This is a genomic window from Frankia sp. R43, from assembly GCF_001306465.1.
Lineage (GTDB): Bacteria > Actinomycetota > Actinomycetes > Frankiales > Frankiaceae > Parafrankia > Parafrankia irregularis.
On record NZ_LFCW01000012.1, the window covers coordinates 131033 to 144297 of the forward strand.

Here is a 13265-nt window from a genome sequence, read left to right on the forward strand (position 1 = left end):
GTAGACGGCCTGCGGCGGGGTTGGCTGGTTATGGTCACGGCTCGTGATCGAGGACGAGGAGCTCCAGCGGGACCTCGCGACGTTGGCGGTCGCGCCGGTGGGCGAGTTGCAGGCAACGGGCGACGGGTGGCTGCCGTTCCGGCTGGTTGATCCGGCCGGGGTGCCGGTGGAGGCGGTGTCGGTGTTCTTCCATGACTTGCAGGCGGCGGGGCGGTCGGAAGCGACACTGCGCTCCTATGGGATGGACCTGCTGCGCTGGTTCCGGTTCCTGTGGGCGATCGGTGTCGGTTGGGAGCGCGCAGGCCGGGTGGAAGCGCGGGACTTCTGCCGGTGGATGCAGGTCGCGGGTAAGCCTGCCCGAGCGCACTGGCGTCACCCGGAGGTCAGGCCGGCACCGGCCGCGACGGTGGTGCCCTATGCGCCGTCGGTGCGCGCGCACGCCGAGACGGTGCTGCGCGGCTTCTACGACTTCCACCTGGACGCTGGCAGCGGGCCGCTGATGAACCCGTTTCCGTTGGACCGGGCGCGGCGGGGCCGGCGGGCGCACGCGCATCACAACCCGATGGAGCCTTACCGCGACGAGCGCACGGGGCGGTATCGGCCAACGGTGCCGTCCCGCGTGCCCCGGGCGGTCCCGGACGCGGAGTTCAACGAGATCTTCGCGAGGCTGCCGTCGCACCGGGACCGGGCGTTGGTGGCGTTCTACATATCGACCGGGGCGCGGGCCTCGGAACTGTTGTCGGCCACCCAGGGTGGTGTCGACCCTGGCCGGCAGCTGATCGCGGTGGTCCGCAAGGGCAGCCGGGTGGTCCAGGAACTGCCCGCCTCGACGGACGCGTTCGTGTGGCTGCGGCTCTACCAGGCGCAGTTCGAGGGGCTGGTGCCCCGGGGGCGCCGGCAACCGCTGTGGTGGACGGTCCGCGCACCACTGACGCCGTTGAATTACCACGCAGCGCACCGAATATTCGAGCGGGCGGTCGCTGCGGCGGGCAGCGCGGCGACCCTGCACGCACTGCGGCACACGGCCGCCTACCGGATGGCCGAGGATCCGCACCTGCCGCTGACCGATGTCCAGTTCGTCCTCGGCCACGCGCTGCTGACCACGACCCAGATCTACGTCACCCCACGCCAGGAGGCGGTCGTCCGCCGGGTCCTGGCGCACCACGCGCAGCAGACCGCCAAGGCCGCCGAGCGGGTGATCCCGTCTCCGGCGCCGGGCTACCGGCCCGAGACGCTGCGGGTGCTCTTCGGCGGCGCGCCGTGACAGCCGCGACGGTTCTCAAGGAACCGGCGGCCGGTCCGGTGGCCCACACGACAGTGGCGCCGCTGCCCGGCCTGGGCACCGCCCGGCCGGTCGGGGCCGGCTGGCCGATGACCAGGCTCAGCCGCGATGAGGCGTGGGGATTGCTGATCGGCGCGCCGTTCGGCCCGGCCGATGCCGGCCGGGTGAAGGGCTATCAGGCCGGGGTGGGCCTGATGCTCGACTGGCTGGCCTCCCAGCCGGGCACCAGCTGGCAGGAACGCTGGCTGTCCAGCGGCGCTGGCTCCGACGGCCGGCGCTGGCGGCACCTCCCGACGGCCTGGCTGGCCGGGCGGGCCGGCTCGGGTTCCTTGCACGACTGGTTCTTCCGAGCGCTGTCGACCGCGATCGGCGCCGACCTTTTCCGGCCGTCGCTGGACTGGCTCGTCACCGCCAGCTTCCGCCGCGGCGCGCTACCGAACATCATGGCGCAGTGCCGCGACAGCGCGGGGTTCGAGCGACTGCGGTCGCTGTGCTCGGCTGAGCCGGACGTGGCACCGGCTGCGGCGACCCGCACCGCCTACCGCGCCGCGCTCATCCTCGCAGCCAAGGGCGGGACGATCGGCGACATCACCACCGGCGACGTCCTGGAACTGCTCGACATCGAGGCGCGGGAGCACGGCACCGCGGTCGGCGCGACGCACATGTTCTACCGGGTCCTGCACGCCATGGGCGTCTTCGGTGACCAGGCGCCCAAGAGCCTGCGGGAGTTGCGGACCTCCGGGCAACGCACCTGCGACCAGATGATCGACCGCTACGGGCTCGTCTGCCGCCCCGTCCGGGACCTGCTGGTCGACTACCTGAGGGAACGCCAACCCGCTCTCGACTACACCAGCCTCGAGTCGCTGGCGCATTACCTCGGTGGGCTGTTCTGGGCCGACCTGGAACGCCATCATCCCGGCATCGACAGCCTGAACCTGCCCGTCGAGGTCGCCGAGGCGTGGAAGCAGCGGCTGCGCACGGTCTCCCGGATGTCCAAGGGCGCTGATGGCCGCACCGTCGAGACCCGCGCCCCGCGGATCAACTACCGCGAATGCCTGACCCCGGTCCGTGCCTTCTACCTCGACCTGGCGCACTGGGCCGTGGAGGACCCGGCACGCTGGGGGCCGTGGGTCGCGCTCTGCCCGGTCGGCAGCGAGGAGATCAACCGGAAGAAGGACAAACGCCACCGCAAGTCCCGCATGGACGCTCGGACTCGCGAACGGCTGCCCGTCCTGCCGGTCCTGACCCGCACGGTCGCCGAGCGCCGCGCGCAGGCCGCGGCGCTGCTCGACGCCGCGCGCCCGACACCGGCTGGGAAGTCGTTCACCGCGGCCGGGCAGACCCTCATACGGATCGTCCCGCGCCGCTCCGCGGCCGCCAAGGTCTGGGTCGAGGACCCTGCCGGCGGCCGGCGACGCGATCTTGGCCGCGAGGAGGAGCACGCGTTCTGGGCCTACGCCGCCGTCGAGGTGCTGCGTCACACAGGCATCCGCGTCGAGGAACTGACGGAACTCTCCCACCACAGCCTCGTGCAATACCGGCTGCCGACCACCGGCGAGATCGTCCCGTTGTTGCAGATCGCTCCGTCCAAGACCGACGCCGAACGCCTGCTTGTCGTCAGCCCCGAACTCGCCGAGGTCCTCAGCTCGATCATCAGCAGGGTCCGCAGCGAACGAGGCGCGATTCCGCTGGTCGCCGCCTACGACGACCGCGAACGTCTCTGGTCACCGCCCCTGCCCCTGCTCTTCCAGCGCAGGGTCGGCTTCGAGCCCCGTTCGATCAACGCCGGGGCCATCCGCGACCTGCTCGGCGCTGCGCTGATCCACACAGGGCTGGTCGATCCCACGACCGGCCAGTCCCTGCGGTTCACCCCGCACGACTTCCGTCGGCTGTTCATCACCGAGGCCATCCTCGGCGGGCTGCCGCCACACATCGCCCAGGTGATCGCCGGCCACCGCGACATCAACACCACCATGGGTTACAAGGCGGTCTATCCCGACGAGGCGATCCAGTCCCACCTGGCCTTCCTCCGCCGGCGGCGCGCCCTGCGCCCGACCGAGGAATACCGCGTCCCGACTGACGAGGAGTGGCAGGAGTTCCTCGGCCACTTCGAACGGCGCAAGGTCTCCATCGGCACCTGCGGACGGGCGTTCGCCTCGGCCTGCATCCACGAGCACGCCTGCGTCCGGTGCGCGCTCCTCTGGCCCGATCCCGCGCAACGGACGCGCCTCGTCGAGATCCGTGACAACCTGGTCGCCCGCATCGCCGAGGCCGAACGTGAAGGCTGGCTCGGTGAGGTCGAAGGGCTCCGCGTCAGCCTCGCCGGCGCCCAGGACAAACTCGTCCAACTTGACCGCCAGACCCGCCCCACGGCAGCCACTCACCTGGGACTCCCCAACCGGCCAGCAACCCGCTGAGCAGCCGGGCATACGGGACAGGCACCCTTCGAGATCAAGTTCAGAGAATACGGGTTGACGGTGGCGACGTGTCTGCCGGCGGATCCGCAGACCAGGGGCGGGTCGGAGGCGACGGTGCGGATCGCGAAGGCGGATCTGGTCCCGACGGAGGCGAACCTGCGCGCGGGCTATGGGGCGTTCGCCGAGCTGGAAGCCGCCTGCGAGCTGTTCTGCGCGCAGGTCAACGCCCGGCCGCACCGGGCGGCCCGCCGTCCCCCCGCTCAGATGTTGGCTGAGGAGCGGGCGCGGTTGCATCCGCTGCCGGTCCGGCCGTTCGCCGTGCTGCTCGGGGCGGCGCGTCGGGTCGGGTCGACCACGGCGCTGGTCAGTTTCGAGGGTGGGCAGTACTCGGTGCCGCACGGGCTGGCCGGTCAGGTCGTGCGGGTCCGCCGGCACGGCGAGCAGATCGTCATCACCCATCTCGGCGGCGACGGGCCGGTCGAGGTCGCCCGCCACCGGGGCACCACGGCGGGCAGCCCGGCGTTGGACGAGACGCACTTCCCACCCGACCCGGCCAGGCCCGCCGCCCGGTCACCCCGTCCTCGTTCCGCCTGCGAGGCGGAGTTCTGCGCGTTGGGGGACGGAGCGAGGCTCTGGCTCGTCGAAGCCGCGACCGCGGGGACGTCCCGGATGCGGGTGAGATGGCCGAGGCCGTCACTCTCGCGGGTCTGCAAGGGCCCAGCGTCGTCGACCGGGCACTCGGCGTCGCCGCGACCGCCGGCCGGTTCACCGACGGCGACCTGGCCGCGATCCTCACCCACCAGGCCACCGCCGCCCCCGGCCCGGCCCGGCCAGCCAGGCCGGTGAGGGCCACGCCCTGGCCCAGGGCACCGCCGGCTGGAACGCCCTCGGCGCCGGAGGCAACCAGTGAACACCGTCTCCGCCCCACCGCTGCCCGACGACCTCGACACCCTGCTGCGCCGGCTGCGACTGCCGCACGTCCGCCGGCACGCCCCCGAGGTGCTGGCCACCGCGAAAGCCCAACGCTGGGAACCAGCAGAGGTCCTCCGCGCCCTGTTCACCGCCGAAGCCGACGGCCGTGACCGCGCCGGGCTGGCCACCCGCAGGGCCCGCGCCGGGTTCCCCACCGGCAAGACGTTCGACGCCTGGGACCCAGCCGCCTCCTCGATCCCCGCCCCGACCCAGCAGGCCCTGCAAACCCTGGAATGGGTCCACCGCCGGGAGAACCTCGTCATCGCCGGCCCCGCCGGCACCGGCAAGACGTTCCTGCTCGAAGCCCTCGGCCAGACCGCCGTCGAGGCCGGGCTGCACGTCGCCTGGTTCACCCTCGAAACCCTCGGTGTCCTCGTCCGCGCCCACCGCGCCGACGACACCGTCACCAAGGCCGTCGAGAAGATCCTGCGCGCCGACCTGGTCATCGTCGACGACATCGGTCTGCTCCCCGTCGGACCCGACGCTGCCGAAGGCCTCTACCGGCTCGTGGACGCCGCCTACGAGAAGCGCTCGATCGCGGTCTCCTCGAACCTGCACCCCGCTGGCTTCGACGAGATCACGCCCAAGACCCTCGCGACCGCGACCGTCGACCGGCTCCTGCACCACGCCCACCTCTGCCAGACCAGCGGCGACAGCGTCCGCCTCGCTCAAGCCCTCGCCGGCAAGGGGGCGAAAGCCCTGGCCTGACACAAAGGCCGCGCCGAAACGGTGGCCGCCAGTGGGCAGACCTGGTGGCCACCACCGGGCCGGAACCATGACCGCCACCGGGCCGTTCTCAATGGCCCTTGACAACGGAACGACTGACACTGTAACCATCCAGACACTCGTGGTAGCAGGGACCGCTGCCACCCGTTTTCCCGCCACTGGCCACCCGAAAGGGTGGTGCGACCATGCATGCCTACTGTCAGGATTGTGACCGACATCATCCGTCGTGGCGGCTTGGGACTCGCTTCCCCCTCCCACAAGCAAAAGAGGCCTAGGTGAGAGTAGACGATAAAAATCAATTTGACGGAAAGGTGCCAACCAACACATCAGGTGCGTACTATCGCATGCCCATTCAGTACCAAAAATTCTCGGTTTCGGCACTCCGTTCTTGCGCTTCACGCATCAACCAGCCCCAGCACGAGCGGGCTGAGCCGACCGCTATTTTCGGCGCAGTCCCTTCGATAGCCGAAATATCAGGTGTGAGGGCGGCCGGCAGCGACCCCGTCCCCCAATCACTACGAGGGGCCGTCTTTGCCGCTAGGATGAGCCAGCTCATTTCACCTTCACATCTGGCCGAGCTCCTTGGAGCGTTTTCCCCTCCCATCGACCCGGAGTCACCGGAGTGGTGCGCCCTGAAGGCCGCGCTCGACGCCTATGACCACGCCACATACACCTACATCGATCTCGAGGTGGCTCGTACTGCGGTCAACGTAGCCGCCAACGCCGTCATCGGCTGCTCACGGGGCTCTGTCGCGTCTGAAACCACAGTGCCGATAGCTACGGACTGAAATGCATCTCGACCGCGGAAAGAAGAACGACCACGACACGCGCTAGCTAGGTTGCCGCCCGCTGGCCCTTGCGCGACGGCGTGACCGCGTGGCGCCCCAGCGGTCGTGTTTCACATCAACCGCGGCGACGGCTTAGCCGACGAGCGGGAGCGGCTGTTCGGACAGCCCGATCACGGTCCGTTTTCGGTCCGACTGTCGGGCCCGTCTGGTGTTCTTCCAGCCGGCCGGGCTGTCAACGCCCACGTAACTGTCGTGGAGCCGGTTCGGAGAATGCGATCACGTCTGTGGGGAAGCGAAGCAAGGGAGATGACGGTGATGGTCGAGATCCGCAAAGTGGGCGTTGTCGGATGCGGTCTGATGGGTTCCGGGATCGCCGAAGTGTGTGTCCGTGCAGGGTTGGACGTGCTGGTGCGGGAGGTGGACGAGGCCGCCTGCCGGGCAGGCCGGGCGCGGATCACGGTATCGCTAGACCGGGGAGTGCGTGGCGGGAAACTTAGCGAACAGGACCGGGCTGCGGCATTGAAACGGCTCACGTTCACCGCCGACTTGGGGGACTTCACCGATCGGCAGTTCGTGGTCGAGGCCATCGCGGAGAACGAGCAAGTCAAGACCGAGGCCTTCCGAGTGCTCGACAAGGTCGTCGAAGACGATGAGGCCATCTTCGCGTCGAACACCTCCGCCATCCCCATCATGAAGCTAGGGATCGCGACGGCACGGCCAGAACAGGTGATCGGCGTCCACTTCTTCAATCCGGTGCCGGTGCTGAAACTAGTCGAGTTGGTGCCCTCTCTGCTGACTAGTGAACATACTCAGCGCCGCGCCGAGGAGTTCGTGGTCGGACCGTTGAGTAAGCGGATTATCCGCTCGCAGGACCGCGCTGGATTCGTCGTCAACGCGTTGCTGGTACCCTACCTGCTGTCTGCGATCCGGATGCTGGAGTCGGGGTTTGCCTCGGCGGAGGACATCGACAGCGGGATGGTCTTGGGCTGCGCCCACCCGCTGGGACCGCTGCGCCTGATCGACCTGATTGGGCTGGCAACCGTCAAGGCCATTGCCGAGTCGATGTACGACGAGTTCAAACAGCCTCACTATTCCCCGCCGCCGCTACTTCTGCGCATGGTGGATGCAGGTCTGCTTGGAAAAAAAAGTGGTCATGGTTTCTATAACTACTCCTCCTAGCATCCATCGACAATTCTTACGATCTTGAGGGCGTTTGCCATCGTGAACTCTGGTTTTGATCTGTATAGGCTGGCCGAGGAACACTGGGCGCTCCGTGAGGCGGTCCGCGCGCTCGCAGACAAGGAGATCGCGCCGCATTCGGCCGATGTGGACGAGCAGGAGCGTTATCCTCGCGAGGCGCATGAGGCGCTGGTCCGTTCTGGTTTCGCCGCGGTGCATGTTCCGGAGGCGTACGGCGGGCAGGGCGCGGACTCGGTAGCCACTTGCATCGTCATCGAAGAGGTCGCGCGCGCCTGCGCCTCGTCGTCGCTGATTCCCGCGGTGAACAAGCTGGGTACGATGCCGATCTTGCTTTCCGGGTCGGAGAGCTTGAAACAGCTGGTTCTACCCCCGATCGCCGCCGGTGAGGCGACCGCGTCGTACGCGCTGTCCGAACGTGAAGCCGGCTCGGACACAGCCTCCATGCGAACACGCGCACGTCTGGATGGCGATCACTGGGTCCTCAACGGCACAAAGACCTGGATCACGAACGCCGGCGAGTCCACCTGGTACACGGTCATGGCGGTCACCGACCCGGGCGCGGCGAAGCCAGCCGACGGCATCTCCGCGTTCGTCGTCCACGCCGAGGATCCCGGTTTCGAGGTGGGATCCAAGGAGCGCAAGCTCGGGATCAAGGGATCCCCGACCCGGGAGATCCATTTCGTCAACTGCACGATCCCGACCGACCGGATCGTCGGTGAGCCCGGCACCGGCCTTCGCACCGCCCTGGCCACTCTCGACCACACCCGGCCCACGATCGGCGCCCAGGCATTGGGTATTGCCCAGGGGGCTCTGGACGCGTCCATCGCCTACGTGAAGGAGCGCCGCCAGTTCGGCCGGGCGATCGCCGACAACCAGGCCGTGCAGTTCATGCTCGCCGATATGGCGATGAAGATCGAGGCAGCCCGGCACATGGTGTACGTCGCCGCCGCCCGCGCCGAACGCGGCGAGGCGAACCTCGGCTTCATCACCGCCGCCGCGAAATGCTTCGCCTCCGATGTGGCCATGCAAGTGACGACGGACGCTGTCCAGCTCTTCGGTGGCGCTGGTTACACTCGCGACTTCCCGGTCGAGCGCATGATGCGCGACGCTAAGATCACGCAGATCTATGAAGGCACCAATCAGATTCAACGGCTTGTCATGTCTCGCGCGCTCCTGCGCGGTTAGCGCCGTCTTCTGCGCGTGAGGCTGTGATTTGCGGTGATGGCCGCATCGATCCAGAGTTTTAGCCGCTGGCCTGGGACGGCGGGCCATCTATGGAGAACAAGGCCAGTTGTACTGCCCATGAGCCTGGCAACAGGGGACGACGGTGAAAGTAGGGCGAGCACTTGGGATCGGTGTGGATTTTCATATCTGCGCCGGCCGGGAGGAGGTCCTCTTGTTTTGCGCATCTTCCTGTTGATTTGGCCCCAAGCGCGAAGAGAAGATGCGCGACTATCCTTCTAGAATCTGCAGCTCTATCTATTCTCCCCGCGCTCGGAAGTAACGTCTGCCAGGAGGCAGAATGAGCATGAAGGACATCGTCGAGGTGATCTTGGCGCAGACCCTCCGCAGTGACGCCCGGGAAGTAGAGTTCAGCGCCCTTTCGGTGCCCGAAACCTACCGGGGAGTTGTTGTCCGCAAGGACGAGGTCGAAATGTTCGAGGGCCGGGCTTCCCGGGACAAGGATCCGCGGGAGTCCCTGCACGTGGACGAGGTGGCGACCCCGGAAATCGGGCCGGGTGAGGCCTTAGTGGCGGTGATGGCGTCGGCCGTAAACTACAATACTGTGTGGACGTCGATCTTCGAGCCGGTGTCGACATTCGGGTTCCTCGAGCGCTACGGGCGTACCTCGCCGCTGGCGCGGCGGCACGACCAGCCGTACCACGTGGTCGGTTCGGACCTAGCCGGTGTGGTACTACGGACGGGTCCTGGGGTGCATGCTTGGTCGCCTGGAGACGAGGTCGTCGCGCACTGCCTGTCGGTGGAGCTGGAACGCCCCGAAGGTCATAACGACACGATGTTGGACCCCGAACAGCGGATCTGGGGGTTCGAGACGAATTTCGGTGGGCTCGCCGAGCTCGCGTTAGTCAAGGCCAACCAGCTGATGCCCAAACCAGAGCACCTGAGTTGGGAGGAGGCGGCGGCGCCCGGACTGGTGAATTCGACCGCCTACCGCCAGCTCGTCTCGACCAACGGCGCGAACATGAAGCAGGGCGACGTCGTGCTCATCTGGGGCGCCTCCGGCGGCTTGGGCTCGTATGCAACTCAGCTGGCGCTGCGCGGCGGTGCGATCCCGGTCTGTGTGGTCTCGTCGCCAGCCAAGGCGGAGATCTGCCGTTCGCTGGGTGCCGAGCTCATCATCGACCGTGCCGCGGAGGGCTACCGGTTCTGGTCCGACGACGAGACCCCGGACCCGAAGGAATGGCAGCGGTTCGGCAAGCGGATCCGCTCGCTCACCGGAGGCGACGACCCCGACATCGTCTTCGAGCATCCCGGCAGAGAGACGTTCGGTGCCTCGGTCTACGTAGCGCGGCGCGGCGGCACGATTGTCACCTGTGCCTCGACCAGCGGCTTCCTACACAGCTACGACAACCGCTACTTGTGGATGAATCTCAAACGGATCGTCGGGTCGCACTTCGCGAACTACCGCGAAGCGTGGGAAGCGAATCGGCTCATCGCCCGGGGGCTGATCCACCCGACCCTGTCGCGGGTCTACCCGTTGGCCGAAACCGGGCAGGCCGCCCACGATGTCCACCGCAACACCCACCAGGGCAAGGTCGGTGTGCTCTGCCTCGCCCCGACCGAGGGACTCGGAGTCCGCGATGCGACCGCCCGGGCCCGTCACCTCACCGCGATTAACCGCTTCCGTGGCATGTAATTTAAATTTTGAATGTTCCACCGCTAACCCTGACGGTTTCTTCTCCAGCGAACGAACGGAATCGAAAGGAATGCGATCCTGCTATGCCTCTGGGTGTTCGCCGGTCCTGTCTGGCTGTTCCCGCTTCGAATCCGAAGATGCTCGGCAAAGCTCAGGGTCTGCCGGCCGACCAGATCTTCTGTGATCTTGAGGACTCCGTCGCTCCGCTGGCCAAGGAGCCTGCGCGCGGGAATGTCGTCGCGGCGTTGAACGAGGGTAACTGGACGGGCAAGACGCGGGTGGTCCGAGTGAACGACCTGACCACGAAATGGACGTATCGGGATGTCATCACGGTGGTCGAGGGTGCCGGGGAGAATCTGGACTGTGTGATGTTGCCGAAGGTGCAGACTGGTGCACAGGTGCAGTGGCTTGATCTGCTGCTTACGCAGATCGAGGAGGTGATGGGCCTGGAGGTCGGGCGGATCGGCATCGAGGCGCAGATCGAGAATGCGCTCGGTCTGTCGAACGTGAAGGAGATCGCGTTCGCCAGCCCTCGCATCGAGACGATCATCTTCGGTCCGGCGGACTTCATGGCCTCGGTGAACATGCCGTCACTGGTGGTCGGCGCGTTGAGCCCGCACTATCCCGGGGACCAGTTCCACTACGTCCTGTTCAAGATTCTGGAGGCGGCGCGGGCGCGCGGGGTGCAGGCGATCGACGGGCCTTACCTGCATATCCGGGACGTGGACGGGTTCGGTGAGGTTGCCAGGAAGTCCGCCGCGCTGGGCTACGACGGCAAGTGGGTGCTGCACCCGGGGCAGATCGAGGCTGCAAACGAGATCTACGCGCCCCGGCAGGAGGACTACGACCACGCCGAACTGATCCTGGACGCCTACGCCTGGCACACCTCCGCCGAAGGTGGCCTGCGGGGGGCGGTAATGCTCGGCGACGAGATGATCGACGAGGCGAGCCGGAAGATGGCCGAGGTCATAGCGGGCAAGGGCCGCGCCGCAGGACTGCGGCGCGCCGCCAAGTTCGAACCCCCCACCAGTTGACCGTTCTCTCCCCCTGACGGACCACCTCGTCCGGTGACCGCGGCCTAAGCCCCGGGACGCGGACCCACCGGGCGGGGTGGCTCCACTACCGGCGGTCAGCGGACTCCTCCGAGCGCACAGGTCTCGGGGCTAAAAGGACTGGAGTTTTCAGATGGGCAGGGTCGCGCAGACCGACGGTCTTACCGACACGCAGGCCGACATCCTGGCCGCGGTGCGCACCTTCGTGGACAAGGAGATCCTTCCGTACGCGAACGACCTCGAGCACAAGGATGAGTTCCCCGAGGCGATCGTGGCAGCCATGAAGGAGATGGGCCTGTTCGGGATTACCATCCCCGAACAGTACGGGGGACTCGGCGAGTCGCTGCTGACCTACGCCCTTGTCGTCGAGGAGATCGCCCGCGGGTGGATGAGCGTCTCCGGTGTCATCAACACTCATTTCATCGTCGCCTACCTAATTCTCCAGCACGGCACCGAGGAACAGCGCGCCCGCCTGCTGCCGAAGATGGCCACGGGTGAGATCCGCGGTGCGTTCTCGATGAGCGAACCGGGCTGCGGCTCCGACGTGGCCGCCATCACCACCAGAGCCGACCGCGACGGCGACGACTACCTCCTGACGGGAACGAAGATGTGGCTGACCAACGGCGCCCGCGCCGGTGTGGTCGCGACCCTAGTGAAGACCGACGAAGGCGCCGACTCGGTCTACCGGAACATGACCACCTTCCTGCTGGAGAAGGAACCCGGGTTCGGCACCCACGGCGGCATCACCATACCCGGCAAGCTCGACAAGCTGGGCTACAAGGGCGTCGAGACCACCGAGATGATCCTGGACAACCATCGAGTGTCGGAGGCGAGCGTTCTCGGTGGCCCAGCGGGTGCCGGCCAGGGTTTCTACCAGATGATGGATGGTGTCGAGGTCGGCCGGGTCAATGTCGCTGCCCGCGCCTGCGGGATCATGATCCGGGCGTTGGAGTTGGCGATCGCCTATTCCCAGCAGCGCCGTACCTTCGGCCACCGGATCGCCGACCACCAGGCCATCGCGTTCAGACTCGCGGACATGGCCACCAAGGTCGAGGCCGGGCATCTGATGATGGTCCACGCGGCCCGCAAGAAGGACGGCGGGCAGCGCAACGACGTCGAGGCCGGGATGGCCAAGTATCTCGCCAGCGAGTACTGCCACGAGGTCACCACCGAATCGTTTCGGATCCACGGCGGCTACGGCTACTCCAAGGAGTACGAGATCGAACGCCTTTACCGCGAGGCCCCGTTCATGCTCATCGGTGAAGGCACCTCCGAGGTCCAGAAGTTGATCATTAGTCGGGCGCTGCTCAACGAATACAGACTGCCTCGGTAGCTCATTCACCACGCCCGCTGCCCGTCCAGCGGCCCGGCCGGACCACTGGACGGGCAGCTGAGACTTCTCGCCGCCATGCTACTCCGAGAGAGAACGTGAGGGATTCATGCAGTTCGGCCGGTACTACGAAGACTTTGAGGTCGGTGTCGTCTACAAGCACTGGCCCGGAAAAACCGTGACTGAATACGATGACCACTTTTTCTGCTTGCTAACGATGAACCATCATCCGTTACACATCGACGCGAACTACGCTGAGCAGGCTACGCAGTTCAAACGCAACGTAGTGGTTGGGAATTACGTCTACTCCTTACTGCTCGGAATGTCCGTTGCTGACGTTTCGGGCAAGGCGATCGCAAACCTCGAGGTCACCTCGCTGCGGCATGTGGCCCCCGTCTTCCATGGTGACACCCTCTACGGCCGGTCGACCGTCCTGGACAAGAACGAGTCGAAGAGCAAGGGCGATCGCGGCATCGTGACGGTCGAGACCCGCGGTCACAACCAGGACGGCGTTCTGGTCTGCGTCTACAAGCGCAAGGTCATGGTGCCCAAGCGGGCGCACGGACAGAGGCGTGGCGGCGAGCAGCCCGGCCGTCCCGAGCCCCGTTCGGGAGGCTGAG

Annotated in this window: 11 protein-coding genes; all 11 read left to right on the forward strand. The window is 66.9% G+C overall.

Translation table 11 applies throughout. From position 1 onward, the window contains the following. The first annotated feature begins 43 nt into the window (after positions 1–43). The 11 genes from ACG83_RS37960 (at position 44) to ACG83_RS38005 (ending at position 13264) form a co-directional block, all read left to right on the forward strand. Entirely contained in the window at positions 44–1264 is a 1221-nt protein-coding gene (locus ACG83_RS37960) for a site-specific integrase (RefSeq protein WP_054571089.1), read from the forward strand. Then, complete coding sequence (locus ACG83_RS37965; RefSeq protein ID WP_200931447.1) at positions 1261–3699, forward strand: site-specific integrase; 2439 nt, start codon at positions 1261–1263, stop codon at positions 3697–3699. The genes ACG83_RS37960 and ACG83_RS37965 overlap by 4 nt, the downstream gene beginning before the upstream one ends. Positions 3700–3753: 54 nt before the next feature. Next, entirely contained in the window at positions 3754–4545 is a 792-nt protein-coding gene (locus ACG83_RS37970; protein WP_054571090.1) for a hypothetical protein, read from the forward strand. 60 nt (positions 4546–4605) lie between these two features. Beyond that, a complete protein-coding gene (gene istB / locus ACG83_RS37975; RefSeq protein ID WP_054571091.1) occupies positions 4606–5379 on the forward strand; it encodes an IS21-like element helper ATPase IstB in 774 nt (257 codons plus the stop codon). A 293-nt stretch (positions 5380–5672) separates the two neighbouring features. Further along, positions 5673–6185, forward strand: a complete 513-nt coding sequence (locus ACG83_RS44865) for a hypothetical protein (protein ID WP_152991632.1) — start codon at positions 5673–5675, stop codon at positions 6183–6185. A 315-nt stretch (positions 6186–6500) separates the two neighbouring features. Beyond that, complete coding sequence (locus ACG83_RS37980; RefSeq protein WP_054571137.1) at positions 6501–7364, forward strand: 3-hydroxybutyryl-CoA dehydrogenase; 864 nt, start codon at positions 6501–6503, stop codon at positions 7362–7364. A 42-nt stretch (positions 7365–7406) separates the two neighbouring features. Continuing rightward, positions 7407–8570, forward strand: coding sequence for an acyl-CoA dehydrogenase family protein (locus tag ACG83_RS37985; RefSeq protein WP_054571092.1), 1164 nt, complete (start codon positions 7407–7409; stop codon positions 8568–8570). 343 nt (positions 8571–8913) lie between these two features. Further along, positions 8914–10263, forward strand: coding sequence for a crotonyl-CoA carboxylase/reductase (ccrA, locus tag ACG83_RS37990; protein ID WP_054571138.1), 1350 nt, complete (start codon positions 8914–8916; stop codon positions 10261–10263). A gap of 83 nt (positions 10264–10346) precedes the next feature. Beyond that, positions 10347–11297, forward strand: coding sequence for a CoA ester lyase (locus ACG83_RS37995; RefSeq protein ID WP_054571093.1), 951 nt, complete (start codon positions 10347–10349; stop codon positions 11295–11297). 151 nt (positions 11298–11448) lie between these two features. Next, positions 11449–12648, forward strand: coding sequence for an acyl-CoA dehydrogenase family protein (locus ACG83_RS38000; RefSeq protein WP_054571094.1), 1200 nt, complete (start codon positions 11449–11451; stop codon positions 12646–12648). A 106-nt stretch (positions 12649–12754) separates the two neighbouring features. After that, the gene (locus ACG83_RS38005; protein ID WP_054571095.1) at positions 12755–13264 is read left to right on the forward strand and encodes a MaoC family dehydratase; all 510 of its coding nucleotides are present in this window, start codon (positions 12755–12757) and stop codon (positions 13262–13264) included. The last annotated feature ends 1 nt before the right edge of the window (position 13265 follow it).